This window comes from Pseudomonas sp. LAIL14HWK12:I7, from assembly GCF_000483465.1.
In the GTDB taxonomy this organism is placed as follows: Bacteria; Pseudomonadota; Gammaproteobacteria; order Pseudomonadales; family Pseudomonadaceae; genus Aquipseudomonas; species Aquipseudomonas kermanshahensis.
The window spans coordinates 518,788-543,675 of the sequence record NZ_AXYZ01000004.1 but is presented as its reverse complement, the minus strand read 5'-3'; the positions used below and the strand labels follow the sequence as shown (position 1 = coordinate 543,675).

Below are 24,888 nucleotides of genomic sequence, written 5' to 3'. Positions count from 1 at the left end.
CCCGCGAAAGGGCCAGTGCAGGCACAGTGTAGGTCTTCAGGCAAACCCGTTCTGTCGCCCAACTAGCGTCCGTTATCGCCAGGCTCTCGCCGCAACGCCAAAGGCGTACAGCCAAAGGCCCGCAACATCGCCGCCGAAAACGCACTTTGCGAGCTGTACCCCACCCGCGCCGCAATCTCCCCCATTGGCAGCACCGTCTGCTCCACCAGTTGTCGCGCCTTTAGCAAGCGCCGCTGGCGCATGTAGTCCATCGGCGTCATCGCGCATTCGGCAATAAAGCGTGCATGCAGGCGAGCAGTGGACAGCCCGGCCAGGCGCGCCAGGTCGGCGACCTGCAACGGGTAGGCAGCATGTTGCTCGATATGCGCATCGAACGCCGCATAAGGCAGGCGCTGGCTGGCCCTGATGCTGGCGGCTGCCGGCGGGGTAAGGCTGGCCAACAGCAGCGCCGCGCCTTGGCGGGCGATCAGCGGGTCGCCCATGGGGCTGGCCGCCAGCCAGTCCACCAGCTGCTGCTGGCGAGCGTCCAGGCCCAAGGCCGCGGGGCGATCGAGCAGCCGGCGGCTGGCATCGGCATGCTCGCCCAGTTGCTCGCGCAACCAGTGCTCCCCAGGCACATCCAGCACCAGGCAGTCGCTGCCAGCACCGCTGGAGCAGGTGTGGTGCGCACCCGCCGGCACCACCATCAGGGCCTGACGATCTACCCGTGCACCGTGGCCCTGGACCTCGAATTCCAGGCGGCCGCTGAGGCCGAACACCAGTTGCGGGTGTTCGTGGCTGTGGGCGATCAGGCTGTCACGGTAGTGGCGCAGCGAGAGGATCGGGCCTGTGGTCATGGGGGGCGTCCTCGCAGGGCAGACGCGCATTGTGCCTCATTCACTGCAGGCCATCACCCGTCATGGTTTTGCCACAGCGCTGTCATCCGCGCCTGCCAGTCTCCAGCAAACTGCGCCGGAGCCCGCCCATGACCCACGCTGAACTCTCCCGTCCCTCGCGCAAGCAACGTGTGCGCACCGTGTGGATTTCCGATGTGCACCTGGGCACCCGTGACTGCCAGGCCGAGCACCTGTCGCGGTTTCTCAAGGGCTACCAGGCCGACCGCATCTACCTGGTCGGCGATATCATCGATGGCTGGAAGCTGCGTGGCGGCATCTATTGGCCGCAAGCGCACACCAACGTCATCCGGCGCCTGTTGACCATGAGCAAGCGAGGCACCGAGGTCATTTATGTCACCGGCAACCATGACGAATTCCTGCGCCGTTATTCGAAGCTGATGCTGGGTAACATCCAGTTGGTAGATGAGGCCGAGCACCTGACGGCTGATGGGCGCCGCCTGCTGGTGATCCACGGCGACCAGTTCGATGTAATAACCCGCTACCACCGCTGGCTGGCGTTTCTAGGTGACCGCGCGTATGAGTTCACCCTGGTGCTCAACCGTTGGCTCAACCACTGGCGTGCACGTTACGGCTATGGCTACTGGTCGTTGTCGGCTTACCTCAAGCACAAAGTGAAGGGCGCTGTGAGCTTCATCAGCGACTTCGAGGATGCCATTGCCCACGAGTGCACCCGCCGCGGGTTTCAGGGGGTGGTGTGCGGGCACATCCATCATGCCGAGATCCGCAAGGTGGGGGAGGTGGAGTACCTCAATTGCGGGGATTGGGTGGAGTCGTGCACGGCCTTGATCGAGCACTGGGATGGCAGCATCGAGCTGTATCGCCTGGCGGATGCGCAGGCGCGACTCGCTGAAGGCCGCAAGGCGGCCCAGGCCATTTAAAGGCTGATCTTGCCCAGCAAGATGTCACGGAACATGGCGAAATCACCGATCAGGCTGTAAAGCGGATAGGTAAACGTCGCCGGCCGGTTCTTCTCGAAGAAGAAATGCCCGACCCACGCAAAGCCATAGCCAAACAGCGGCACGGCCAGCAGCAGCAACCATTTGCCGCTGCCGATGGTGTACGCCAGCAAGGCAATCACCAGGCTTGTCCCGACAAAATGCAGGCGGCGGCAGGTGGGGTTGCTGTGCTCACCCAGGTAGTAGGGGTAGAACTCGGCAAAACTGCGAAACTGCGCTGTGCTGTTCATGGCACTGCTCCGGGATTAATACTTCTGGATAAGATGCACGGCGTGGAGCCTGAATCGAGTCTAGAGTCATTGGCGGGGCCTACCAGTGACAATAGGCGCCAATTGAGTATCCTTGGGGTTCACCGCAGGAGCGGTCAGCATAAGAAGCCTGTCATGAGTGAAAGAACCACGTCAGCCAGCTGGGCATCAGGGATCGTCAAGGCACTCGAGCTGGAAGGGCTCGATTGCCCAGCCATGTTCAAGCAACTCGGGCTCGACTTCGCCGCCCTCGACGACCCCGACGCGCGTTTCCCTCAGGATTCCATGACCCGGCTGTGGCAGCTGGCGGTGGAACTGTCGGGCAACGAAGCCATCGGCCTGAACATGGCACGGGTAGTGCGCCCGGCTTCGTTCCATGTGGTGGGCTATGCGTTGATGTCCAGCCGCACTTTGGCCGAAGGCTTCGAGCGGCTGGTGCGTTACCAGCGCATCATTGCCGAAAGCTCCGACTTGAGCTTCCGCCTTGGCCCTGAGGGCTATTCGCTGATTCTGACCGTGCATGGCGACCATCTGCCGCCGACCCGGCACAGCGCCGAAGCGTCGTTGGCGTGCGCGCTGTCGTTGTGCACCTGGCTCAGCGGGCGCGTCATCCAGCCGCGCCGGGTACTGGTGCAGGGGCCGCAGCCGAAGAATATCGAACCCTACAAGGTCGCCTTCCATTCACCGTTGGTGTTCGATGCACCGCACGATGCGCTGGTGTTCGAGCGTGCCGACATGGAAGCGCCACTGCCGACGGCCAACGAGGCCATGGCCATATTGCACGACCGTTTTGCCGGTGAGTACCTGGCGCGCTTTTCGGAAAGCCGGGTCACCCACCGGGTGCGCCAGGTGCTGTGCCGCATCCTGCCCCAGGGCGAGCCCAAGCGTGAAACCCTGGCCCAGGCCCTGCACCTGTCTCAGCGGACCTTGCAGCGGCGCCTGCAAGAGGAGGGCACCAGCTTCCAGACCTTGCTCGACGATACCCGCCGTGAGCTGGCCGAGCAGTACCTGGCCCAGCCCGGTATGACCCTGCTGGAAACCGCCTACCTGCTGGGTTTCGCCGACCCGAGCAATTTCTACCGGGCGTTCCGCCGCTGGTTCGATGCCACCCCCAGCGAATACCGCGCCCGCCTGGGCGCGGAGCCTGAAGGGGTCAGTGACGCCAGAACGCCGGCATGCACAACACTAGCACCGTGATGATCTCCAGCCGGCCGAGCAGCATGCCGCCGGCGAGGATCCACTTGGCGGCGTCCGGCAGCGTCGCATAGTTGCCGGCTGGGCCGATCACTTCGCCCAGCCCTGGGCCTACGCCCGACACGGTGCCGGCAGCACCGGTCAGCGCGGTCATCCAGTCCACGCCCAGCAGCGACAGCAGCAGCGCCATCACGCAGATGGTGATCGCGAAAAAGAACGAGAACGTCAGGATCGAGCGCACGATTTCTTCGTCGAGGCGGTGCCCGTTGTACTTCTGCTTGATCACCGCGCGCGGGTGGATCAACTGATTAAGGCTGGCCTTGAGCAGGATGTAGGCGACCTGGAAGCGGAAGATCTTGATACCGCCTGCGGTCGAGCCGGAGCAGCCGCCGACGAAGCCCAGGTAGAAGAACAGCATCAGCGAGAAATTGCCCCACAGGCTGTAGTCGCCCAGGGCGAAGCCGGTGGTGGTGACCACCGAGGTCACGTTCAGCGCCACGTGGCGCAAGGCATCCAGCCAGTGCAGCTTGGTGGTGGCCCAATACCAGGTACCCAGCACGAGCCAGGTGACCACCAACATGCCGAGCAACCCCTGAACCTGCTGGTCGCGGATCAACGCCCGGCGGTTGCCGCGCAAGGTGGCCACATACAAGGTGAAGGGCAGGCTGCCGAGGATCATCACCACTACCGCGACCCAATGCACAGCAGGGATATCCCATTTCGCCAACGACTGGTCGGAGGTCGAGAAGCCCCCGGTGGAAATCGCCGACATGGCGTGGTTGATGGCATCGAACGGCCGCATGCCGGCCCACCAGAAGGCCAGCGCGCCGAGCACGGAGAAACCGACGTACACGCCGACGATCGACTTGGCGACCATGTGTGAACGCGGCATGACCTTTTCGGAGCGGTCCGAGGACTCGGTCTGGAACAGGCGCATGCCACCAATGCGCAGCAGCGGCAGGATCGCCACGGCCATGGCGATAAAGCCGATGCCGCCAAGCCAGTGCAGCATCGAGCGCCACATCAAGATACCCGGCGACATGCTGTCCAGGCCGCTGAGCACCGTGGCGCCGGTCGCGGTGATGCCGGACATGCTCTCGAAGAAGGCGTCGGTGTAACTGATGTGTTGCGTCAACAGGAACGGCAAGGCCGCGAACACGCACACCACCAGCCAGCTGCTGACGGTCAGCAGGTACATGTCGCGCGGGCGCAGGTGCACGTGCTCGGGCCGGCCCTGCACGACCATGAGCAGGCCGGCGATGAAGGTGATCAGGCTGGACCAGAGGAACGACGGCATGTCGCCAGTGCGCTCGAAGATCACCAGGGTCGCCATGGGCACGACCATGCTGACGGCCAGGGTGATCAGGAAGATGCCGATGATGAAACCAATGATCCTTAAGGTCGGCAACGCCATGTGATCTGCTCTGACTCTGAACGGAAGGGCGCCATTCTACCTATGGGTCTGGTGATGTAAACGCTAGAATGGCCGCACATTCACCTGCCAGGAGGGTAGCCGATGGAGGCTCTCGACGCATTGCTCAACCGTGTTTCCGTGCCACGTCTGACCGACCCCGCGCCAAATGATGCCCAGCGTGAGGCGTTGTTCCAGGCTGCATTGCGTGCACCGGACCACGGCCAGCTGCGCCCGTGGCGGTTCCTGACCATCGAAGGCCAGGGCCGTGAGAAGCTGGGCGAGCTGTTCGCCGAAGCGGTGCAGCACAAGGGCGATGCCAGCCAGGCAGCGCTGGACAAGGCACGTGCCATGCCGCTGCGTGCGCCGTTGCTGATTGTGGTGATCGCCAAGCTGCAGGACCATTTCAAGGTGCCCAAGTCCGAGCAGCGCCTGGCGGCCGGGTGTGCGGCCCACGGTATTCTGATCGCGGCGCATGCCCAGGGTGTCGGTGCGGTGTGGCGTACCGGTGACATGGCGTTCGATGCGCATGTGCACAAAGGGCTGGGGTTGGCCGAGCATGAGGAGTTGATCGGTTACCTGTATGTCGGCACGCCGGTGAACGAGCCGCGTACCGCGCCCGTGCTGGACACTGCTGATTTTGTCAGTGCCTGGGGCGAGTAAACGCTGAGAGGGTTGGGGCCGCTATCGCGTAACCCGTGTAGGAGCAGCCTTGTGCTGCGAATGGGGCGCAAAGCGGCCCCGCCCCAGGCTCAACCAACAACCTGTGCCACAGGCAACTCCAGCCGTGCCACAAATCCCCCTTGCGGATGGTTCGCCAGCACCAGGCTGCCGCCATGGCGCTCGGCCGCCTTGCGCGCAATCGCCAGCCCCAATCCATGCCCAGCGGCTTGCTGCCCCGGGGCGCGGAAAAACGGCTCACCCAGCTGCGCCAGGTGTTCTGCCGCCACCCCAGGCCCATGGTCACGCACGCTCAGCACGATGCGGCCCTGCTCACGCTCGGCGCTGACTTCGATCGGCTGCCCGACCGGGTTGAAGCGCAAGGCATTGCGCAGCAGATTGTCGACGGCGCGCTCGATCAAGGTTGGCCAACCCTGCAAGGTCAGGCCAGGTTGCGCCTGCAGGCGGACCTCCTGCTCCGGCGCGCTGAGCAACGCATCCTTGCGCACACCGCCCAGCAAGGCGTTGAGGTCGACCGGCTCGGCATGCGCCTGCTCGGCATCGACACGGGCCAGGGCAAGGATTTCGCTGATCAGGTCTTCCAGCCGGTCGCATTCGCGGGTCAGGCGCGGCCACAGCGCCTGACGCTGCTCGGGCTCAGCCCGTTCGGCCAAGGCCAGCGCGATACGCAGCCTAGCCAGCGGTGAGCGCAGTTCATGGGAGACGTCGCGTAGCAACTGGCGCTGGCTGCCGATGGTGCTCTGCAGGCGGGCACCCATCTTGTTGAAGTCGTTGGCCAAGACCCCGAACTCGTCGCGCCGGGCGGCCAGGCGCGCCAGGCTGTTCTGTTGGTAGCTGGTCTGGCCGAGGTCGTGCACTGCGCTGCGCAGGCGGCTCAAGGGGCGGGTGATGGACAGGGTCACCAACAGGCTGAACAAGGTCAGTACCACCAAGGCGATGCCCAGTGCACTGAGTGGCCAGAGCAGGCTCTCGCGGTGCCACGCGTCCAGTTCGGGGTGCGGGATCCGGTAAATCAGCAGGTACGTCTCACCGCTGTAGGGGCTGGTGTATTCCTCGGTCAGGCGCCGCCACGGCAAGCGCCGCTCGTCATTGTGCTGGCGCGCCTCGAAGGCCGCTGCGCGGCGCGGGAAGGTGCCGGGCACCACCGCCTCGCCGCTGTCGTCGAGCACTTGCACATCGATCTTGAAGCGCTGCTTGCGGCGTTCGAGGAACTGCTGCGCCGAGGCCGTGCCTTCCTGTTCGTAGTGCTTGGCCCAGTGGCTGGCGAGGGTGTTGAGGCCCGGGTGGCGGCTGAGGATCCAGGCGTCCTGGTTGAGCATGTGGCCCAACAGGATCGACAGCCCGGCAACCAGGGTAATGGCCAGCCAGAAACTGGCCAGGATGCGCCAGAACAGTGAACGCAAGTGCACCTCCTGCAAACGGGAAAAGCCCGGCCCGCAGGGGTGCGGGCCGGGCGTCGGGCGGTTAGCTTACTGGGCCTTCGCGGCTTTTTCAGCTTTCCAGGCCTGGAACGCTTGCCATTCGGCTTTCTTCGCAGCCCGCTCTTTCTGCAGTTCGTCGAACTGCTTTTGTTGCTCAGGCTTGAGCAGGGCGCGGACCTGGCTGTCGGTCTTGTCGTGGCTGGCCTTGAGTTCATCCTGCATGGCCTTCTGGTCGGCGGCAGGCAGCTTGGACAGGTAGCGCTCGGTGATGTCGCGGCGTTGCTTCATCTGCTCGCCCATCAGCTTGCCGATCTGCTGACGCTGGTCGCGGCTCAGGTCCAGTTGGGCGAAAGGCGCATCACCGCGATGATGCGGGCCGTCGTGACGCGGGCCGCCTTCAGGCATGGCCATGGCCACGGTCGGCAGGGCGGCGGCGAACATCAGGGCGATAAGGGTCTTGCGCATGGTGTCTCTCCTTTCATAGGCCGGTGGTTACCGGATGAGCACAGTCTACGCAGCTCACCGTCAAGGGCGGTCAGGGGAGGGTAAAGGCTGGGTAAAGATGGCGGCTGAGATTTTGGGGCCGCTGCGCAGCCCATCGCCGGCAAGCCAGCTCCTACAGCGATAGCGCTGCCCTTGAACACTGCACTGCTCATGTGGGAGCTGGCTTGCCGGCGATGGGCTGCGCAGCGGTCCCAGCGATCTCACAAGCTGTAGTAATAGCCCCGGCTACGCAACGCAACGATGCGCGGGCGGCCATCGGCATGGGGCCCGATTTTCTTGCGCAGGTTGCTGACGTGCATGTCCAGGCTGCGGTCATACAGGGTCAGCTTGCGGCCAAGACCAATCTGCGCCAGTTCCTGCTTGTCCAGCGGTTCACCGGGCTGGCGCAGCAGGGCTTCGAGGATGCGGCTTTCGGACAGGGTCAGGGTCATCTCGCGGCCATCGATGCTGGCCACCCCACGTGCCGGGCTGTAGATCAGGTCGCCGATCTCTACCTGGGTGGTGGTGGCTGCCGGGTGGCTGCGGCGCAACACGGCGCGCAGGCGGGCAGTGAGCTCCCGGGGGTCGCAGGGTTTGGCCAGGTAATCGTCGGCGCCCAGTTCGAGGCCAAGGATGCGGTCCAGCGGCTCGCCGCGCGCCGACAGCATCAGCACCGGCAGCTCGGCATGGTCATTGCGCAGTTGTTTGAGCAGCTCCAGGCCGCTGCCGTCAGGCAGCATCACATCCAGCACCACCGCCGCTGGTGCATGCGCGGCCAGGGCCTGACGTGCGCTCAGGCCATCGTGGCAGGCACGTACAGAAAAACCTTCCTGGGTCAGCCAGCTGCCGAGCAGCTCGCACAGCTCCTGGTCATCATCAATCAGTAACAGCTCACTCATGACTCACTCAACTCAACCATCGACGGCGTCATATTGGTCCGCCAGTGGCAAAGATACCGCAGACTGATGGCAAGTGTGTAACCAGCAGCACCGCGTGGCCTGCTTTCGCGGCCAAGCTCGCACCTGCAGGTTTGCGCAAAGCGCGAAGCTTGCGCTGTCCCTGTGGGAGCGGGCTTGCCCGCGAAAGCAGGCGACACGGCCTTGAATCAAGGCAGAACTTGCTTGAATGGCTTGACGATGACGCTGTCGTACACGCCCGCGGCAATGTACGGATCGGCATCGGCCCAGGCCTGTGCAGCGGCCAGGGAATCAAACTCAGCCACGATCAGGCTACCGCTGAAACCGGCTTCACCTGGGTCGTTGCTGTCGATGGCAGGGTGTGGGCCGGCCAGCACCACGCGGCCTTCGGCCTTGAGTTGCTGCAGGCGCTCGATGTGCGCAGGGCGGGCAGCCAGGCGCTTTTCCAGGGAGTTCGCGACGTCGCTGGCGATGATGGCGTAGAGCATGTCAATCCTTGGGTTTGGAGGTAGAAGGGTCGTCGTGCAGGTGACGCGACAGGTAGACACCTTGGGCAACCAGGAAGATCACAGTCATGCCCAGGCTGCCGAACACCTTGAAATCGACCCAGAAGGCCTGGAAGGTGAAGGCGACGAACAGGTTGGCCGCGCCGCAGACCAGGAAGAAGCAGATCCAGGCCAGGTTCAGGCGGGTCCAGATGGCATCGGGCAGGGTCAGGGCGTGGCCCATGATGCGCTTGATCAGCACCCGGTCACCGATGAAGTGGCTGCCGGCGAACGCCAGGGCGAACAACCAGTTGACCACTGGCGCTTTCCATTTGAGGAAGGTTTCGCTGTGGAAGGTCAGGGTCAGGCCGCCGAACACCAGGCAGGCGACCAGGGTCAGCCATTGGCCTTTTTCCAGCTTGCGCTGGCGCAGGAACAGGGCACCGTACACCACCAGGGAACTGGCGATGAGCATGGCCGTGGCACTGTAGATACCGCCGAATTCGAAGCTGTGGCCGGCGACCTCCATGGGCCGCGGGTCGAGCTTGTAGACGATGAAGAACAGCAGCAACGGGATGAAATCGATGAATTGTTTCACAATGGCAGCCAGAATCGGGATGTGACGGCATAATAACAAACATCGATTCCAGCGGTAGCGCTCCTCCATGAATGTTGATCTGCACTGTCACAGCACGGCCTCCGACGGCGCCCTGTCGCCCACGGTCCTGGTCGCCCGGGCCCATGAGCACGGGGTGCAAACGCTGGCACTGACCGACCATGACACCCTCGAAGGGCTCGTCGAAGCACGCCAGGCCTGCCACGCGCACGGCATGCACTGGGTCAGCGGGGTAGAGCTGTCGTGCACCTGGGGCGGGGCAACCATCCATGTGCTGGGCTATGACTTCCCGCTCGACGCACCGCCCTTGCTCGACGCCATCGAGGCGTTGCACCGTGGCCGCTGGCTGCGCGCGGAGGAAATCGACAAACGGCTGGCGGTCAAGGGCATGCCGGGTGCGCTCGACGGTGCCAGGGCCGTGCAACAAGAACTCGGCGACAGCGGCAACGCCCCAGCGCGCCCGCACTTTGCCGAGTTTCTGGTGCGCGCGGGGCACGTCAAGGACCGCGGCGAGGCCTTCCGCAAGTGGCTGGGCGCCGGCAAGCTCGGCGACGTCAAGCAGCATTGGCCGACCCTGGACGAAACCGTTGCGACCCTTCGCCAGTCCAACGCTTGGGTGAGCCTGGCCCATCCGATGCATTACGATCTGACCCGCAGCAAGCGCAGACGGCTGATTGCCGACTATATTCAGGCAGGCGGGCAAGCGCTTGAGGTGGTCAACGGGATGATGCCCGCCGAGCAGGTGGGCACGATGTCTATCCTCACCCGTGAGTTCGGCCTGCTGGCAAGCGCTGGCAGTGACTTCCACGGCCCCGGCACCTGGGGAGAGATCGGTGCCTACCGGCCTTTGCCCGAGGACCTGCCACCTCTGTGGCGCCGATTCAGCCATGAACAGCCTATGGCGGTATGAACAGGACGACTATGTGAGCCAATTTTTCCAGATACATGCGGAAAACCCGCAAGCGCGCCTGATCAAACAGGCCGTCGAAATCATTCGCAAGGGCGGTGTGGTGGTCTATCCCACCGACTCGGCCTATGCACTGGGCTGCCAGATCGGTGACAAGAACGCCATCGAACGGGTCCGCCGTCTGCGCCAGTTGGACAAGCAACACAATTTCACCCTGTTGTGCTGCGACCTGTCGCAAATGGGCCTGTTTGCCAAGATCGATACCTCCACGTTCCGTCTGCTCAAAGCGCACATTCCGGGGCCCTATACCTTTATCCTCAATGCCACCCGGGAAGTGCCGCGGCTCTTGATGCACGAGAAGCGCCGCACCATCGGCCTGCGCGTGCCCTCCAACCCTATCGTCCTGGCGCTGCTCGAGGAGCTGGGAGAGCCGTTGATGAGTGTGAGCCTGATCTTGCCGGGCGATGAAGAACCCATGACGGACCCCTACGAGATCCGCCAACGCCTGGAGCACCATGTCGACCTGATCATCGATGGCGGCTTCGGCGACCTCAAGGCGTCCACGGTGATCGACCTGACGGGCGATGAGCCTGCATTGATCCGCGAAGGCTGCGGCGACCCGACCCCGTTCCTGGTCAACGCGTGAGCCAGGTGGAAGCGCCCGAGGCGCCGGCCGAAGAGGTCGAGTCGCCTCAACAGTTGCAACTGGCGCTGGTCTACGGCGAAGCCCTGACCGAGATGCCGGTGGACTTGTACATCCCACCGGACGCCCTGGAAGTCATTCTTGAAGCGTTCGAAGGCCCGTTGGACTTACTGCTGTACCTGATCCGCAAACAGAACATCGACATCCTCGACATCCCCGTGGCAGAGATCACCCGCCAGTACATGGGGTATGTCGAGCTGATGAAAAGCGTGCGCCTGGAGCTGGCTGCCGAATACCTGGTCATGGCTGCCATGCTGGCCGAGATCAAATCGCGCATGCTGTTGCCGCGTTCCATCGAGGTCGAGGAAGAAGAGGGCGACCCGCGCGCCGAGCTGATCCGCCGCTTGCAGGAATACGAGCGCTTCAAGGCGGCGGCTGAAGGTATCGACGCGTTGCCACGGGTGGGCCGCGACATTGTCGTGCCACGCCTGGAGGCTCCCCAGGCCAAGGTGCGCAAGCTGCTGCCACAGGTCAGCCTGGAGGAGCTGCTGGTCTCGATGGCCGACGTCATGCGCCGCAATGACCTGTTCGAAAGCCACCAGATCACCCGCGAGACGCTGTCGACCCGCGAGCGCATGAGCCAGGTGCTCGACCGCCTCAAGGGCGGCGCATTTGTACCCTTTGTCGAGCTGTTTACGGCAGAAGAGGGCAAGCTGGGGGTGGTGGTGACGTTCATGGCGATTCTTGAGCTGGTGAAGGAATCGCTGATCGAACTGGTGCAGAATGAGGCTTTCGCCGCGATCCACGTGCGGCTTCGCGCCGAGTTTGTTGAAGAACCTGATGAACCTGAATGAACCCCGCGACCTGGCGTCGCTGATCGAAGCCTTTCTGCTTGCCTCGGGCAAACCGCAGTCCCTTGAGCGCCTGTACGAGTTGTTCGAAGAGGCGGAGCGCCCGGAGCCCAAGGTGTTCAAGAAGGCCCTGGAAGTACTTGGCAAGTCGTGCAATGGCCGCGCTTTCGAACTCAAGGAAGTGGCCACCGGTTATCGCCTGCAGATCCGCGAAGACTTTGCCCCTTGGGTCGGGCGCCTGTGGGAGGAGCGGCCGCAGCGCTATTCCCGTGCGCTGCTCGAGACCATGGCGCTGATCGCTTACCGCCAGCCCATCACCCGTGGCGAAATCGAAGACGTGCGCGGTGTGGCGGTGAACAGCAACATCATCAAGACCCTGATGGAGCGCGAGTGGATCCGCATCGTCGGCTACCGCGAAGTGCCGGGCCGGCCGGCGATGTTCGCCACCACCAAGGCCTTTCTCGACCACTTCAACCTCAAGAGCCTTGAGGAGCTGCCGGCGTTGGCCGAGTTGCGCGAATTGGAGCCCGAACCCTTGCTCGACCCCGACGAGGCGCCGGTGCCTGCGCACCTTCAGGCGTTGGCCGATGCAAGCCTTGGGGATGAGGCTGAAGCCGAGGCGCCGAAGGATGAGACCAGCTTCCGCAGCTTGCTGGTGGAGCTGGATGCGATGGAAGAAGGGTTGAAGACTGACTTCGATGATTTGCGCGAGCAGGACGTGGTTGAGCCAGAGCCTTCGGTTGAGGGTGAAGACCCGGTACAGCCCTGAGCTCTCTACCACCAGTGCCGGCCTCTTCGCGGGTAAACCCGCTCCCACAGGTAAGTAGCAAGCTTCAGGCATTCTGTGTGGGAGCGGGTTTACCCGCGAAGAGGCCGGTACAGCCCACTAAAGAACCACTGGGCTGAAAATCACTGCCACCCCCACAAAACCCACTACGCTCCAGTGCGTTCCCGACACGAACCGCGTATGATGCGCGGCCCTTTGGCGCGTTCGTCGCCAAGACCCCTTTTTCATTCCTACACCGGGAGGTGCCCAGATGAGTGAGCAAGACCTGCAAAATACCGAAATTACCCCTCCATCCGGCGAAAAGCTGCAGAAAGTACTGGCGCGCATCGGCGTTGGTTCGCGCCGTGACGTCGAGGCCTGGATCAGCCAGGGTCGGATCAAGGTCAATGGCGTTGCCGCCACCCTCGGCCAGCGCGTCGACCTGCACGATGCCATCGCTGTCGACGGCAAGCTGATCAAGCGCGAGGAAGCCGCCGAGGCCACCCGCCGCGTGATCATGTACAACAAGCCCGACGGCGAAATCTGCACCCGTGACGACCCGGAAGGCCGCCCGACGGTGTTCGACCGCCTGCCACGCCCGAAAGAAGGGCGCTGGATCAACATCGGCCGCCTGGACATCAACACCACCGGCCTGTTGCTGTTCACCACCGACGGTGAATTGGCCAACCGCCTGATGCACCCGTCCTACGAGATGGACCGTGAATACGCGGTGCGTGTACGGGGTGAGGTCGACGACGAGATGATCGAGCGCCTGAAGGCGGGCGTGATGCTCGAAGACGGCCCGGCCAAGTTCACCGACATCCAGAAGGCCCCGGGCGGCGAAGGCTTCAACCATTGGTACCACTGCGTGGTGATGGAAGGCCGTAACCGCGAAGTGCGTCGCCTGTGGGAGTCCCAGGGCATGGTGGTCAGCCGCCTGAAGCGCGTGCGTTTCGGCCCGGTGTTCCTCAACTCCGACCTGCCGATGGGCCGCTGGCGCGAAATGACCCAGGGCGAAATCGACATCCTGGCCGCCGAAGTGGGCCTGCAGCCGGTGGCGCTGCCGACCTTGAACCTCAAGGCCAAGGACAAGATGGAGCGCATGCAGCGCAAGTCGAGCCGTCCGATGGGGCGTGGCGAGCGCGTGCGTAACCTGCGCCCGGCCAGCGATGCGACGGCTGGCGAGCGCCCAGCGCGTCAGCCGCGTGACACCGCCGCCGAGCGCCCAGCGCGCCCGTCGCGTGATGAAGCGCCACGCAAAGGCAACCGTGGCAGCACGGTGGCCGAGCGCCCGAGCGAGATGCGCAAGCGTACCGGCAAGCCAGAGGGCGACAAGCCGGCAGGCCGTGGCCGCGGCAAGCCGCGCGGTTGATCCGCAGCGTGAGATAAAAAACCAGCCTTCGGGCTGGTTTTTTTTCGCCTCCACCCAACCCGAATGAAGCGCGGACCTGGGGCGTAAAGCGGGCCCAACTCATTGATCAATCAACCTTTTTCTGACGAGTGGAAAGCTGGCAAACCACCGTGTAACGTTTTTTATACAAAATCATCCCTTTCCGGCCATCGAATGCGCATTTTCCTACACCTGTAAACAGAACTTGCCGCGCCAATGTCGCCAGCGCTCCCCCTATACCGTGGCCACCTATTGCCCAAACCCCCGCCACACGCTGATATAGCAGGCATTGCCGTGTGCAAGAGCCCGCCCACAGAGGCGTGCTGACAAAACAACAAATGGAGGCGCCATGTACGCCGATCACTCCGCCTTTCAAGGCTCACACCACAGGATCGCTGCGTTTTTTCCCAAGGAAATGACGCAACGCGTTGACGCCTGCGCGCTTGCAGGGGTATACAGTGCGCCGCGTTTTACCTGTGACCCTCTTGCGTACCGCGCACTCTTGATCACACCCGGCTGAACCGCCTCGGCGGCGCCCGCGTTCAAGAAACCCAAGGTAACCACCTTGCCCATTCCGCTGCGCCACGAGCGCGGTGGGTCCGATTTCGTCACAGATAAAAACAATGCAGGTGACTTCGTTCATGAGTGGACAAAACATGCATTCAGGCGAGCTAAAGCGGGGCCTGAAGAACCGCCACATCCAGTTGATCGCTCTCGGCGGTGCGATTGGTACGGGTCTGTTCCTCGGCTCGGCAGGCGTGATGAAATCCGCCGGCCCGTCGATGATCCTTGGTTACGCCATCTGCGGCTTCATCGCCTTCATGATCATGCGCCAGTTGGGCGAGATGATCGTCGAAGAGCCGGTGGCCGGTTCGTTCAGCCACTTTGCCCACAAATACTGGGGCGGTTTCGCGGGCTTCATGTCGGGCTGGAACTGCTGGGTGCTGTACATCCTGGTGGGCATGTCGGAACTGACGGCGGTCGGCAAGTACATCCACTACTGGTGGCCGGAGATCCCGACCTGGGTCACGGCGGCGGGCTTCTTCCTGCTGATCAACTTCATCAACCTGATGAACGTGAAAGTATTCGGTGAGGCCGAGTTCTGGTTCGCGATCATCAAGGTCGTGGCCATCGTCGGCATGATCGGCCTGGGTGCCTACCTGCTGACCAGCGGCAGCGGTGGCCCGGACGCGTCGGTGACCAACCTGTGGGCACACGGTGGGTTCTTCCCGCATGGTGTCAGCGGCCTGGTCATGGCCCTGGCGTTCATCATGTTCTCCTTCGGTGGCCTGGAGATGCTCGGTTTTACCGCAGCCGAGGCCGACAAACCGAAAACCGTGATCCCCAAGGCTATCAACCAGGTCATCTACCGCATCCTGATCTTCTACATCGGCGCGTTGGTCGTGCTGTTGTCGCTGACCCCATGGGACAACCTGGTCGCCAGCATCGACGCGTCCGGCGGCAGCTACGGCAGCAGCCCGTTCGTGCAGGTGTTCTCCCTGCTGGGCAGCGATGTGGCCGCCCACCTGCTGAACTTTGTGGTCCTGACCGCAGCATTGTCGGTGTACAACAGCGGCACCTACTGCAACGCCCGCATGCTGCTGGGCATGGCCGAGCAGGGTGATGCCCCGGCGGCCCTGGCCAAGGTCGACAAGCGCGGTGTGCCGGTGCGTTCGATCCTGGTCTCGGCGGCGGTGACCCTGATTGCCGTGCTGCTCAACTACTTCATCCCGCAGAACGCGCTGGAGTTGCTGATGTCGCTGGTCGTGGCGACCCTGGTGATCAACTGGGCGATGATCAGCTACTCGCACCTGAAGTTCCGCCAGCACCTGAACCGCACCGGCCAGAAGCCGCTGTTCAAGGCGCTGTGGTACCCCTACGGCAACTACATCTGCCTGGCTTTCGTGGTGCTGATCCTGGGCATCATGCTGCAGATCCCGGGTATCCAGATCTCGGTGTATGCGATCCCGGTGTGGGTGGTGGTGATGTTCCTCTTCTACCTCATCAAGCCTAAGCGTGACGCACAGGCTAACGGGGCTGCCGGTACTGTGGCCAAGTAATCGCCATAGGCGGCACGAAAAACCCGATGCCAGGTGACTGGCATCGGGTTTTTTTGGTTACGCGCCCCTTGTAGGAGCAGCCTTGTGCTGCGAAGAGGCCAGTGCAACCAGCACAAAACTCAGATCTGCTCCAGCAACCAACTGCGAAACGCCCGCAACGACGGCAGCGCTTCGTTGCGTGGCGGATAGATCAGGTAATAGCTGCGTTGGCTGGCAAACGCCTCGCCGGGGCTGAACAGCTCGCCCTTGGCCAGTTCCTCTTCCACCAGTATCCGCGGCACCAAGCCGATGCCGATGCCGGCCCGTACCGCTTGGATCAAATGCGACGTCAGCTCGAAGCTCGGCCCCAGGCGCATCGCCCGGTGCGGCAGGCTGTGGTGCGAGAACCACTCGCCCCAGGCATGCGGGTTGTTGGCGACGTTCAGCAGCACTTCTTCGCTGACCCGGGCAGGGCTCCAGCCATGCGCGTCGGCGCCGGCCTCTGGCGGCAGAATCACCAGCAGCTCTTCGGCGTGCAGGCGGTGGCAGATCAGCCCCGGCAGGTCGTGGCTCGCCACGCCGATTGCCGCATCGATCTCGCTGGTGTCGAAGTTGATCGCTTCGATCCGTGAATGGATATGCACCAGCATGCCCGGGTGGGCGCTGTAGAACGCATGCAGCCGCGGCAGCAGCCATTTCGAGCCGAAGGTGGGCAGGGTGGCCAGGCGCAACGTGCCGACACCCGACTGGTAGGCCAGCGCCTGCAAGGTGGCGCTGCGGATGCGCCCCAAGGCTTCGCTCAGCTCGCGCTGGTACAGCCGGCCGACGTCGGTCAGCTGCACCTGGCGCCCTTCACGGCGGAACAGCGTCAGCCCCAATTGCTGCTCCAGTGCCTGCACCTGGCGGCTGACAGCGCTTTGGGTCAACGACAGTTCGGCGGCGGCGCGGGTATAGCTTTCATGCCGGGCGGCAGCCTCGAACGCCAGCAGCAGCGACATGGACGGTGTCAGGTGGCGGTAATTCATTCATAAAAGTCATCGATAGCGGCAGGATTATCCGTTTGCCCTTGGCGCGAAACTACAGGAACATTGGCCTATTCGTCATCTGGTGTGAAACAACCCATGCCGGCTTGACAGGTTTTCCGTGAATTAGCCCATATCAAGAGGCCATCCGTCGATGATCGCCCAGCTGCCTACAAGTGCACCGACCGCCAACTACCCCGAATTCCTTGAGGCCCTGCGTAACAGCGGCTTCCGTGGCCAGATCAGTGCCGATTACGCCACCCGTACCGTGCTGGCCACCGACAACTCGATTTACCAGCGCCTGCCCCAGGCAGCGGTGTTCCCGCGTGACGCCGATGACGTGGCGCGGGTCGCCGCGCTGATGGCGGACGCGCGCTTTGCCCAGGTCAAGCTGACCCCGCGTGGCGGCGGCACCGGCACCAACGGCCAGTCGCTGACCGATGGCATCGTCGTCGACCTGTCGCGGCACATGAACACCATCCTCGAAATCAACGCCGAGGAGCGTTGGGTGCGGGTCCAGGCCGGTGTGGTCAAGGACCAGCTCAATGCCGCGCTCAAGCCCCACGGGCTGTTCTTCGCCCCTGAGCTGTCCACCTCCAACCGCGCCACCGTCGGCGGCATGATCAACACCGATGCCAGCGGCCAGGGCAGCTGCACCTACGGCAAGACCCGCGATCACGTGCTCGAACTGCACAGCGTGCTGCTCGGCGGTGAGCGCCTGCACAGCCTGCCCATCGATGACGCTGCGCTGGCGCAGGCCTGCGCAGCGCCAGGCCGGGTTGGCGAGGTCTACCGCGTGGCCCGCGAGATCCAGGAAACCCAGGCCGAGCTGATCGAAAGCACCTTCCCCAAGCTCAACCGCTGCCTGACGGGTTACGACCTGGCACACCTGCGCGATGAACAGGGGCGCTTCAACCTCAACAGCGTGCTGTGCGGCGCGGAAGGCTCGCTGGGCTACGTGGTCGAAGCCAAGCTCAATGTGCTGCCGATCCCGAAATACGCGGTACTGGTCAACGTCCGCTACACCAGCTTCATGGACGCCCTGCGTGACGCCAATGCGCTGATGGCGCACAAGCCGCTGTCGATCGAAACGGTCGACTCCAAGGTGCTGATGCTGGCCATGAAGGACATCGTCTGGCACAGCGTCGCCGAGTATTTCCCGGCTGACCCCGAGCGCCCGACCCTGGGCATCAACCTGGTGGAGTTCTGCGGCGATCAGCCGGACGAGGTCAATGCACGGGTGCAGGCGTTCATCCAGCACCTGCAAAACGACACCAGCGTCGAGCGCCTGGGGCACACCCTGGCCGAGGGCGCCGAGGCGGTCACCCGCGTTTACACCATGCGCAAACGCTCGGTGGGCCTGCTGGGCAACGTCGAGGGCGAGGTGCGCCCGCAGCCGTTCGTTGAAGACACCGCAGTACCACCGGAGCAGTTGGCCGACTACATCGCCGACTTCCGCGCATTGCTGGATGGCTACGGCCTGGCCTATGGCATGTTTGGCCACGTCGATGCCGGTGTACTGCACGTGCGCCCGGCGCTGGACATGAAAGACCCGGCCCAGGCCGCGCTGGTCAAGCCGATCTCCGATGCCGTGGCGGCGCTGACCAAAAGCTACGGCGGCCTGCTGTGGGGTGAGCACGGCAAGGGCCTGCGTTCAGAATACGTGCCCGAATATTTTGGCGAGCTGTACCCGGCGCTGCAGCGCCTGAAAGGCGCTTTCGACCCGCGCAACCAGCTCAACCCAGGCAAGATCTGCACCCCACCCGACAGCGCCGAAGGCCTGACCCGGGTCGATGGCGTGACCTTGCGCGGCGACCTCGACCGCACCATCGACGAGCGTGTCTGGCAGGACTTCAGCAGCGCTGTGCACTGTAACGGCAATGGCGCCTGCTACAACTACGACCCCAACGATGCCATGTGCCCGTCGTGGAAGGCCACCCGGGAGCGTCAGCATTCGCCCAAGGGCCGTGCCTCGTTGATGCGTGAGTGGCTGCGTTTGCAAGGCGCGGCGGATATCGACGTGCTGGCGGCGGCGCGTAACAAGGTGTCCTGGCTCAAGGGCCTGCCGGCACGGTTGCGCAACAACCGCGGGCGTGACCAGGGGCAGGCGGACTTCTCTCACGAGGTCTACGACGCCATGGCCGGTTGCCTGGCGTGCAAGTCCTGCGCGGGGCAGTGCCCGATCAAGGTCAACGTGCCGGACTTCCGCTCGCGTTTCCTCGAGCTGTACCACGGCCGCTACCAGCGCCCATTGCGGGATTACCTGATCGGTTCGCTGGAGTTCACCATTCCGTACCTGGCGCATGCGCCGGGGCTGTATAACGCGGTGATGGGCTCGAAGTGGGTGAGCAAGCTGTTGGCCGACAAGGTCGGCATGGTCGACAGCCCGCTGATCAGTCGTTTCAACTTCCAGGCGACCCTGACCCGCTGCCGCGTTGGCGTGGCCAGCGTGCCAGCGCTGCGCGAGCTGACCCCGGCCCAGCGTGAGCGCAGCATCGTGCTGGTGCAGGATGCCTTCACCCGTTACTTCGAGACGCCGCTGCTGGCCGCGTTCATCGACCTGGCGCACCGTCTTGGCCACCGGGTGTTCCTGGCGCCGTACAGTGCCAACGGCAAACCGCTGCACGTACAGGGCTTCCTTGGCGCGTTCGCCAAGGCGGCGATCCGTAATGGCACCCAGCTCAAGGCCCTGGCCGATTGTGGTGTACCGCTGGTGGGGTTGGACCCCGCGATGACCTTGGTCTATCGCCAGGAGTACCAGAAGGTGCCAGGCCTGGAAGACTGCCCGAAGGTGCTGTTGCCGCAGGAATGGTTGATGGATGCATTGCCCGAGCAAGCGGCGGCCAATGCTGGCAGCTTCCGCCTGATGGCGCACTGCACCGAGAAGACCAACGTGCCGGCCAGCACCCGTCAATGGGAGCAAGTGTTTGCCCGCCTGGGCTTGAAGCTGGTGACCGAGGCTACGGGTTGCTGTGGCATGTCCGGTACTTATGGGCATGAAGCGCGAAACCAGGAGACCTCGCGGACCATCTTCGAGCAGTCCTGGGCGACCAAGCTGGACAAGCAAGACGAACCGCTGGCGACGGGGTATTCGTGCCGCAGTCAGGTCAAGCGCATGACCGAACGGCAGATGCGCCATCCGCTGGAAGTGGTGTTGCAGTACGCGCAGCGTTAAACCTGCACCGGCCTCTTCGCGGGCAAGCCCGCTCCCACAGGGATACCGTTGGCTCGACGGTTGTGGTGATTCCTGTGGGAGCGGGCAAGCCCGCGAAGAGGCCGGTACAGCCACTGCATCATCAGGACAGCTCCAGGGTATCCCGAGCCCGGCGCGCCTGCCTGTACAGATAAAGGCTCAACACCAGCCCGCACGCCGCAGCCCCTGCCGCAAACAAGAACATCGAAGCAAACCCGAACCCCGCCGCCACTGCGCCCACCAGCGGGCCGGTAATGCCCAGCGACAAATCGATGAACAGCGAATACGCCCCAACCGCCGCGCCGCGGTTGGCCGCCGACACCTGGTTCACCGCTTCCACGCCCAGCGCCGGGAACACCAGCGAAAAACCAAACCCACTCAGTGCCGCACCTGCCAATGCCAGCTCGGCACTGGGTGCCAGCCACAGCATCAACAACCCCACGGTCTCTACCGAAAGGCAGGCGATCGCCACGCGAAAACCACCGATGCGATTGATCAGGTTGCCGAACAACAAGCGGGCACTGATGAAGCTGGCGCCGAACAGGCTCAAGGTCAGTGCGGCATTCGGCCAGTCGCGGCTGGCGTAGTACAAGGTGATGAACGTGGCGATGGTGCCAAAGCCGATCGAGCCCAAGGCCAGGCCTGAGCCATGCGGGAACACCTTGCCCAGTACGCTCAGGAATGGCAGGCGCACGCCGCTGACGATGGGCGCCGCGCGCTTGGGCCAGGCCAGCAGAAGGCCGGCCGCGCACAGCAGCATGATGCTCACGCCCATGCTCCATAGCCCCAGTGTCTTGACCATCAGCACACCCAGCGGCGCGCCAATGGCCAGAGCGCCATAGCTGGCAATGCCGTTCCAGGAGATGACCTTGGCGGTATTCTCAGCGCCCACCCGGCCGATGCCCCAGCCGATCGCGCCAGAGCCCACCAGGCTTTCGGCGCTGCCCAGCACCAGGCGGCCGATCAGCAAGCAGGTCAGGCTCAGCCAGGGCAGGTGGGTGAGAAAGGCGCAAGCCAGCATGAATACGCCGCTGAGCCCACAACCGGCCAGGCCATACATCACCGCCTTCTTGCTGCCGAGGTTGTCGATGATGCGGCTGGCCGTCGGGCGGCTGAGCAACGTGGCGAGGTATTGCACGCTGATCACCAGGCCAGCGACCACGGCGCTGAAGCCCAGGTCGTTATGCACATAGCTGGGCAATACGGCCAGGGGGATGCCGATGTTCAGGTAGCCAATAAAGGTGAAGAGGACGATGGAGACGACTTGCAGGGTGACCGCAAGAGGGCGCGGTGAGTGGGGCATGGGGGCCTTCGTGGCAGAGTTCTGGACGGTGTGAAAACGTGATGACGGGGGTGGCCCGCAGGTCAGCCGTTTTCACACAGTCGGGGGATGCGCAGTTATTCCTGGTCAGCGCTGGATTGATCGTCACCATCCTGGTCGACGGCAGGCGTCGGCTCGGCATGGACGGTAACGGTTTGCTCTTCTGGGTTCAGGCTTGGGAAGGGAAGATTCGGGATTTCATGCATCTCGTCGTTCCTCGCAAGTGTGAGTGAAAAGGCTGCGCCAGGCGCGTATGGGGCTTTAAAAAGCTGGGGCAGGATACAGCAGTCTGGATGACAGTTTGAAATTTTTCCCGTTCGTTTGTCGGTTTTACGGGCGAATAGCGGACATTTGCCTTACAAAAAACGGGGCCATTGCGGCCCCGTTTTCGCTTGTTACTTACGGCCTTCGGCCGTCTCGGCCACCTTGTCGGTGCGCGCGCACATGATGAAGTCGTTGCGGTGCAGGCCTTTGATCGAGTGGCTCCACCAGGTCACGGTGACCTTGCCCCACTCGGTCAGCAGGCCGGGGTGGTGGCCTTCGGCTTCAGCGATTTCACCCACGGCGTTGGTGAAGTCCAGGGCGTGCTTGAAGTTCTTGAACTTGAACACGCGCTCCAGCTCCATGTGGCCGTCACGCACTTCGATGTTCCAGTCCGGGATTTCGCGAATCAGCTCGGCCAACTCTTCGTCACTGACTTTCGGGGCGTCGGCGCGGCAGGCTTCGCAGTGGGCTTGGTTCAAGGCATTCATGGTGTCTTTTTCCAGTTCGAGTTGTTATCAGGTGGCTTCAGGCAGCAACCTTGGGTGGAAACTTGGGGGTGTGCAGGCCCAACTGCATGGCCTGCTGCACCATGCCCATGATGTCTTCATGGGCCAGGTCGAACAGGCGCTTGAGGTTCGGCAGCACGAAGTACAGCGGCTGCAGAATGTCGATACGGTACGGCGTGCGCATCGCCTCGATCGGGTCGAACGCCTGATGTTCCGGTTCGTTCGACAGACTGTAGACCGTTTCTTTCGGCGAAGAGAGGATGCCGCCGCCATAGATCTTGCGACCTTGCGGGGTCTCCATCAGGCCGAACTCGATGGTCATCCAGTACAGGCGCGCCAGGTAAACGCGCTGTTCCTTGGTCGCAGCCAAGCCGAGCTTGCCGTAGGTGTGGGTGAATTCGGCGAAATACGGGTTGGTCAGCAGCGGGCAGTGGCCGAAGATCTCGTGGAAGATGTCGGGCTCCTGCAGGTAGTCCAGCTCTTCCGGCGTGCGGATGAACGTGGCGACCGGGAAGCGCTTGCTGGCCAGCAGTTCGAAGAACGTTTGGAAGGGGATCAGCGCTGGCACCCTGGCAACCTGCCAGCCGGTGGTGGCGCCCAAGACCTTGTTGACCTCGCCCAATTGCGGGATACGGTCGTGGGGCAGCTTCAACTGATCGATGCCGTCCAGGTATTCCTGGCAGGCACGGCCTTCGATGACTTTCAGCTGACGCGTGATCAGCGTGTTCCACACCGCATGCTCTTGCTGCGGGTAGTCGATAAAACCATGCGCATCGGGCTCGCGTGCCACGTATTGCGTCTGTTTCATGTGGCTCTCCTGGTGAGGGCTTTTCTTGTTATGTCCACGACATACCTAAGGAATATCCCCTCATTGCCCGATTTGCACGGGGGTAGGGCAGCCACCCCGGTCCAGGATCGGTCCTGGTTCGTAACGATAATTTTACAAAAAGGCGTAGGTGTCGGAAAATCCGGGGCAAAGGGCTGATGGTTTACGGGTTTTTGTCAGCTTATCTTTACGAATTTTCTGCGTCGGGTTGAAAAACTTCGGCGCTTCGAGAGCGTTCATGCGTATCAAAGTGCATTGCCAGAACCGCATCGGCATCCTTCGCGACATCCTCAACCTGTTGGTGGAGTACGGCATCAACGTGCTGCGTGGTGAGGTGGGCGGCGACCATGGCAACGCCATCTACCTGCACTGCCCGAACCTAATCAACTTGCAGTTTCAGGCACTGCGGCCCAAGTTCGAAGCCATTGCCGGGGTGTTCGGCGTCAAACGCGTCGGCTTGATGCCCAGCGAGCGCCGGCACATGGAGCTGAACGCGTTGCTGGGTGCGTTGGACTTTCCGGTGCTGTCGATCGACATGGGCGGCAGCATCGTCGCCGCCAACCGCACTGCGGCGCAGTTGCTCGGGGTGCGCGTCGACGAGGTGCCGGGCATGCCGCTGGCGCGTTATGTGGAAGACTTCGACCTGCCCGAGTTGGTGCGCGCCAACAAGTCACGCATCAATGGCCTGCGGGTCAAGGTGAAAGGGGATGTGTTTCTCGCCGACATCGCCCCCTTGCAATCCGAGCATGACGACAGCGAGGCGCTGGCCGGCGCAGTGCTGACCCTGCACCGCGCGGACCGTATCGGTGAGCGCATCTACAACGTGCGCAAGCAGGAACTGCGCGGCTTTGACAGTATCTTCCAGAGCTCGCGGGTGATGGCGGCGGTGGTGCGGGAGGCACGGCGCATGGCGCCCTTGGATGCCCCTTTGCTGATCGAAGGGGAGACCGGCACCGGCAAGGAGTTGCTGGCACGTGCCTGCCACCTGGCCAGCCCGCGTGGGCAGTCGCCGTTAATGGCGCTCAACTGTGCGGGGTTGCCAGAATCCATGGCCGAGACCGAGCTGTTCGGCTACGGGCCGGGTGCTTTCGAGGGTGCGCGGGCCGAGGGCAAGCTGGGCCTGCTGGAGCTGACGGCCGGCGGCACGCTGTTCCTTGACGGGGTAGGGGAGATGAGCCCGCGTTTGCAGGTGAAACTGCTGCGCTTTCTGCAGGACGGTTGCTTTCGCCGCGTAGGCAGTGATGAAGAGGTGTACCTGGATGTGCGAGTGATCTGCGCCACCCAGGTGGATTTGTCCGAGCTGTGCGCGCGCGGTGAGTTCCGCCAGGACCTGTACCACCGCCTCAACGTGCTGTCGCTGCACATTCCGCCATTGCGTGAGTGCATGGACGGGCTGGAAGGCTTGGTGCAGCACTTTCTCGACCAGGCCAGCCGGCAGATCGGCTGCGCCTTGCCACGGTTATTACCGGCCGCGATGGATAAACTAAGCCAATACCACTGGCCAGGCAACGTACGGCAACTGGAAAACGTATTGTTCCAGGCGGTTTCGTTATGTGAAGGCGGTGTAGTTAAAAGTGAACATATACGGTTGCCGGACTACGGTGTGCGGCAACCGTTGGGAGAGTTTTCATTGGAAGGGGACCTTTCACAGATTGTCGGCCGTTTTGAAAAAGCCGTGCTGGAAAGTTTGATGGGGGAATTTACAAGTAGTCGCGCGCTGGGCAAAAGACTGGGTGTTTCGCACACCACGATTGCCAATAAGTTGCGGGATTATGCATTGGGAAAGTCAACTGAATAATGCCAGCCGACTGGGTTTATTTGTTCGCGGGGAAACCCGCGAAGGGCCCCAGCG

The 24,888-nt window shown here is 63.1% G+C and carries 24 protein-coding genes; 11 read left to right on the top strand and 13 right to left on the bottom strand.

Going from position 1 to position 24,888, the window contains the following annotated elements; translation table 11 throughout:
• Positions 1 to 62: 62 nt before the first annotated feature.
• The gene (locus D886_RS0106475; protein WP_027593115.1) at positions 63 to 836 is read right to left on the bottom strand and encodes an AraC family transcriptional regulator; all 774 of its coding nucleotides are present in this window, start codon (positions 834 to 836) and stop codon (positions 63 to 65) included.
• 128 nt (positions 837 to 964) lie between these two features.
• On the opposite strand from D886_RS0106475, the gene D886_RS0106470 reads away from it, so the two are divergent.
• Positions 965 to 1,774 (top strand): UDP-2,3-diacylglucosamine diphosphatase, encoded by an 810-nt coding sequence (locus D886_RS0106470; protein ID WP_027593114.1) that lies wholly within the window; start codon positions 965 to 967, stop codon positions 1,772 to 1,774.
• On the opposite strand, the gene D886_RS0106465 is transcribed toward D886_RS0106470, so the two are convergent.
• Entirely contained in the window at positions 1,771 to 2,082 is a 312-nt protein-coding gene (locus tag D886_RS0106465) for a DUF962 domain-containing protein (protein WP_027593113.1), read from the bottom strand. The two genes, D886_RS0106470 and D886_RS0106465, sit on opposite strands and share 4 nt — an antisense overlap.
• Before the next feature lie 153 nt (positions 2,083 to 2,235).
• Between D886_RS0106465 and D886_RS0106460 the strand changes: the two genes are divergently transcribed.
• Complete coding sequence (locus D886_RS0106460; protein ID WP_027593112.1) at positions 2,236 to 3,297, top strand: AraC family transcriptional regulator; 1,062 nt, start codon at positions 2,236 to 2,238, stop codon at positions 3,295 to 3,297.
• On the opposite strand, the gene D886_RS0106455 is transcribed toward D886_RS0106460, so the two are convergent.
• The gene (locus D886_RS0106455; protein WP_027593111.1) at positions 3,254 to 4,708 is read right to left on the bottom strand and encodes a TrkH family potassium uptake protein; all 1,455 of its coding nucleotides are present in this window, start codon (positions 4,706 to 4,708) and stop codon (positions 3,254 to 3,256) included. The genes D886_RS0106460 and D886_RS0106455 overlap by 44 nt on opposite strands.
• 102 nt (positions 4,709 to 4,810) lie before the next feature.
• Here D886_RS0106455 and D886_RS0106450 point away from each other — a divergent pair, with 102 nt between their 5' ends.
• Positions 4,811 to 5,368 (top strand): NAD(P)H nitroreductase, encoded by a 558-nt coding sequence (locus D886_RS0106450; RefSeq protein ID WP_027593110.1) that lies wholly within the window; start codon positions 4,811 to 4,813, stop codon positions 5,366 to 5,368.
• 89 nt (positions 5,369 to 5,457) lie between these two features.
• Here D886_RS0106450 and D886_RS0106445 read toward each other — a convergent pair whose 3' ends face one another.
• The 5 genes from D886_RS0106445 to D886_RS0106425 all read right to left on the bottom strand — a co-directional run bounded on the left by D886_RS0106445 (position 5,458) and on the right by D886_RS0106425 (position 9,290).
• Positions 5,458 to 6,795, bottom strand: coding sequence for a HAMP domain-containing sensor histidine kinase (locus tag D886_RS0106445; RefSeq protein ID WP_027593109.1), 1,338 nt, complete (start codon positions 6,793 to 6,795; stop codon positions 5,458 to 5,460).
• A gap of 60 nt (positions 6,796 to 6,855) precedes the next feature.
• Positions 6,856 to 7,272, bottom strand: a complete 417-nt coding sequence (locus D886_RS0106440) for a Spy/CpxP family protein refolding chaperone (RefSeq protein WP_027593108.1) — start codon at positions 7,270 to 7,272, stop codon at positions 6,856 to 6,858.
• A gap of 239 nt (positions 7,273 to 7,511) precedes the next feature.
• Positions 7,512 to 8,189: a response regulator transcription factor gene (locus D886_RS0106435; protein ID WP_027593107.1), complete on the bottom strand. Its 678-nt coding sequence runs from the start codon at positions 8,187 to 8,189 to the stop codon at positions 7,512 to 7,514.
• A 206-nt stretch (positions 8,190 to 8,395) separates the two neighbouring features.
• Positions 8,396 to 8,695, bottom strand: coding sequence for a YciI family protein (locus tag D886_RS0106430; protein WP_027593106.1), 300 nt, complete (start codon positions 8,693 to 8,695; stop codon positions 8,396 to 8,398).
• Position 8,696: 1 nt separating this feature from the next.
• On the bottom strand, positions 8,697 to 9,290 hold the full coding sequence (locus D886_RS0106425; protein ID WP_027593105.1) for a septation protein A: 594 nt from the start codon (positions 9,288 to 9,290) through the stop codon (positions 8,697 to 8,699).
• Positions 9,291 to 9,357: 67 nt separating this feature from the next.
• Here D886_RS0106425 and D886_RS0106420 point away from each other — a divergent pair, with 67 nt between their 5' ends.
• The 6 genes from D886_RS0106420 to D886_RS0106390 all read left to right on the top strand — a co-directional run bounded on the left by D886_RS0106420 (position 9,358) and on the right by D886_RS0106390 (position 15,925).
• Positions 9,358 to 10,218: a PHP domain-containing protein gene (locus D886_RS0106420; protein ID WP_027593104.1), complete on the top strand. Its 861-nt coding sequence runs from the start codon at positions 9,358 to 9,360 to the stop codon at positions 10,216 to 10,218.
• A gap of 13 nt (positions 10,219 to 10,231) precedes the next feature.
• Positions 10,232 to 10,861, top strand: a complete 630-nt coding sequence (locus D886_RS0106415) for an L-threonylcarbamoyladenylate synthase (RefSeq protein WP_033694002.1) — start codon at positions 10,232 to 10,234, stop codon at positions 10,859 to 10,861.
• Positions 10,862 to 10,986: 125 nt separating this feature from the next.
• On the top strand, positions 10,987 to 11,712 hold the full coding sequence (locus tag D886_RS0106410; protein ID WP_177323882.1) for a ScpA family protein: 726 nt from the start codon (positions 10,987 to 10,989) through the stop codon (positions 11,710 to 11,712).
• Positions 11,699 to 12,478: an SMC-Scp complex subunit ScpB gene (gene scpB, locus D886_RS0106405; RefSeq protein WP_027593101.1), complete on the top strand. Its 780-nt coding sequence runs from the start codon at positions 11,699 to 11,701 to the stop codon at positions 12,476 to 12,478. The genes D886_RS0106410 and scpB overlap by 14 nt, the downstream gene beginning before the upstream one ends.
• A gap of 268 nt (positions 12,479 to 12,746) precedes the next feature.
• Entirely contained in the window at positions 12,747 to 13,847 is a 1,101-nt protein-coding gene (gene rluB / locus D886_RS0106400; RefSeq protein ID WP_027593100.1) for a 23S rRNA pseudouridine(2605) synthase RluB, read from the top strand.
• A 659-nt stretch (positions 13,848 to 14,506) separates the two neighbouring features.
• Positions 14,507 to 15,925, top strand: a complete 1,419-nt coding sequence (locus D886_RS0106390; RefSeq protein ID WP_172960378.1) for an amino acid permease — start codon at positions 14,507 to 14,509, stop codon at positions 15,923 to 15,925.
• A gap of 119 nt (positions 15,926 to 16,044) precedes the next feature.
• Here D886_RS0106390 and D886_RS0106385 read toward each other — a convergent pair whose 3' ends face one another.
• Entirely contained in the window at positions 16,045 to 16,929 is an 885-nt protein-coding gene (locus D886_RS0106385) for a LysR substrate-binding domain-containing protein (protein WP_027593098.1), read from the bottom strand.
• A 151-nt stretch (positions 16,930 to 17,080) separates the two neighbouring features.
• Between D886_RS0106385 and D886_RS0106380 the strand changes: the two genes are divergently transcribed.
• Positions 17,081 to 20,101 (top strand): FAD-binding and (Fe-S)-binding domain-containing protein, encoded by a 3,021-nt coding sequence (locus tag D886_RS0106380; RefSeq protein WP_027593097.1) that lies wholly within the window; start codon positions 17,081 to 17,083, stop codon positions 20,099 to 20,101.
• A gap of 121 nt (positions 20,102 to 20,222) precedes the next feature.
• Here D886_RS0106380 and D886_RS0106375 read toward each other — a convergent pair whose 3' ends face one another.
• From D886_RS0106375 to phhA, 4 genes are all read right to left on the bottom strand, one after another.
• Positions 20,223 to 21,422 (bottom strand): MFS transporter, encoded by a 1,200-nt coding sequence (locus D886_RS0106375; RefSeq protein ID WP_027593096.1) that lies wholly within the window; start codon positions 21,420 to 21,422, stop codon positions 20,223 to 20,225.
• A gap of 95 nt (positions 21,423 to 21,517) precedes the next feature.
• Complete coding sequence (locus tag D886_RS28545) at positions 21,518 to 21,646, bottom strand: hypothetical protein (RefSeq protein WP_256214942.1); 129 nt, start codon at positions 21,644 to 21,646, stop codon at positions 21,518 to 21,520.
• Positions 21,647 to 21,835: 189 nt separating this feature from the next.
• Entirely contained in the window at positions 21,836 to 22,192 is a 357-nt protein-coding gene (locus D886_RS0106365) for a 4a-hydroxytetrahydrobiopterin dehydratase (RefSeq protein WP_027593094.1), read from the bottom strand.
• Between the two features lie 37 nt (positions 22,193 to 22,229).
• Positions 22,230 to 23,018 carry a phenylalanine 4-monooxygenase gene (gene phhA / locus D886_RS0106360; RefSeq protein WP_027593093.1) on the bottom strand — a complete coding sequence of 263 codons (789 nt, stop codon included), beginning with the start codon at positions 23,016 to 23,018 and terminating at the stop codon, positions 22,230 to 22,232.
• A 256-nt stretch (positions 23,019 to 23,274) separates the two neighbouring features.
• Between phhA and D886_RS0106355 the strand changes: the two genes are divergently transcribed.
• Entirely contained in the window at positions 23,275 to 24,834 is a 1,560-nt protein-coding gene (locus tag D886_RS0106355) for a sigma-54-dependent phenylalanine hydroxylase transcriptional regulator PhhR (protein ID WP_027593092.1), read from the top strand.
• Positions 24,835 to 24,888 lie beyond the last annotated feature (54 nt).

Bases quoted from the DNA above. Each gene is read 5' to 3' on its own strand.
- D886_RS0106475 (WP_027593115.1), bottom strand. From the start codon at position 836: ATGACCACAGGCCCGATCCTCTCGCTGCGCCACTACCGTGACAGCCTG.
- D886_RS0106470 (WP_027593114.1), top strand. From the start codon at position 965: ATGACCCACGCTGAACTCTCCCGTCCCTCGCGCAAGCAACGTGTGCGC.
- D886_RS0106465 (WP_027593113.1), bottom strand. From the start codon at position 2,082: ATGAACAGCACAGCGCAGTTTCGCAGTTTTGCCGAGTTCTACCCCTAC.
- D886_RS0106460 (WP_027593112.1), top strand. From the start codon at position 2,236: ATGAGTGAAAGAACCACGTCAGCCAGCTGGGCATCAGGGATCGTCAAG.
- D886_RS0106455 (WP_027593111.1), bottom strand. From the start codon at position 4,708: ATGGCGTTGCCGACCTTAAGGATCATTGGTTTCATCATCGGCATCTTC.
- D886_RS0106450 (WP_027593110.1), top strand. From the start codon at position 4,811: ATGGAGGCTCTCGACGCATTGCTCAACCGTGTTTCCGTGCCACGTCTG.
- D886_RS0106440 (WP_027593108.1), bottom strand. From the start codon at position 7,272: ATGCGCAAGACCCTTATCGCCCTGATGTTCGCCGCCGCCCTGCCGACC.
- D886_RS0106435 (WP_027593107.1), bottom strand. From the start codon at position 8,189: ATGAGTGAGCTGTTACTGATTGATGATGACCAGGAGCTGTGCGAGCTG.
- D886_RS0106430 (WP_027593106.1), bottom strand. From the start codon at position 8,695: ATGCTCTACGCCATCATCGCCAGCGACGTCGCGAACTCCCTGGAAAAG.
- D886_RS0106420 (WP_027593104.1), top strand. From the start codon at position 9,358: ATGAATGTTGATCTGCACTGTCACAGCACGGCCTCCGACGGCGCCCTG.
- scpB (WP_027593101.1), top strand. From the start codon at position 11,699: ATGAACCTGAATGAACCCCGCGACCTGGCGTCGCTGATCGAAGCCTTT.
- rluB (WP_027593100.1), top strand. From the start codon at position 12,747: ATGAGTGAGCAAGACCTGCAAAATACCGAAATTACCCCTCCATCCGGC.
- D886_RS0106390 (WP_172960378.1), top strand. From the start codon at position 14,507: ATGAGTGGACAAAACATGCATTCAGGCGAGCTAAAGCGGGGCCTGAAG.
- D886_RS0106385 (WP_027593098.1), bottom strand. From the start codon at position 16,929: ATGAATTACCGCCACCTGACACCGTCCATGTCGCTGCTGCTGGCGTTC.
- D886_RS0106380 (WP_027593097.1), top strand. From the start codon at position 17,081: ATGATCGCCCAGCTGCCTACAAGTGCACCGACCGCCAACTACCCCGAA.
- D886_RS0106375 (WP_027593096.1), bottom strand. From the start codon at position 21,422: ATGCCCCACTCACCGCGCCCTCTTGCGGTCACCCTGCAAGTCGTCTCC.
- D886_RS28545 (WP_256214942.1), bottom strand. From the start codon at position 21,646: ATGCATGAAATCCCGAATCTTCCCTTCCCAAGCCTGAACCCAGAAGAG.
- D886_RS0106365 (WP_027593094.1), bottom strand. From the start codon at position 22,192: ATGAATGCCTTGAACCAAGCCCACTGCGAAGCCTGCCGCGCCGACGCC.
- phhA (WP_027593093.1), bottom strand. From the start codon at position 23,018: ATGAAACAGACGCAATACGTGGCACGCGAGCCCGATGCGCATGGTTTT.
- D886_RS0106355 (WP_027593092.1), top strand. From the start codon at position 23,275: ATGCGTATCAAAGTGCATTGCCAGAACCGCATCGGCATCCTTCGCGAC.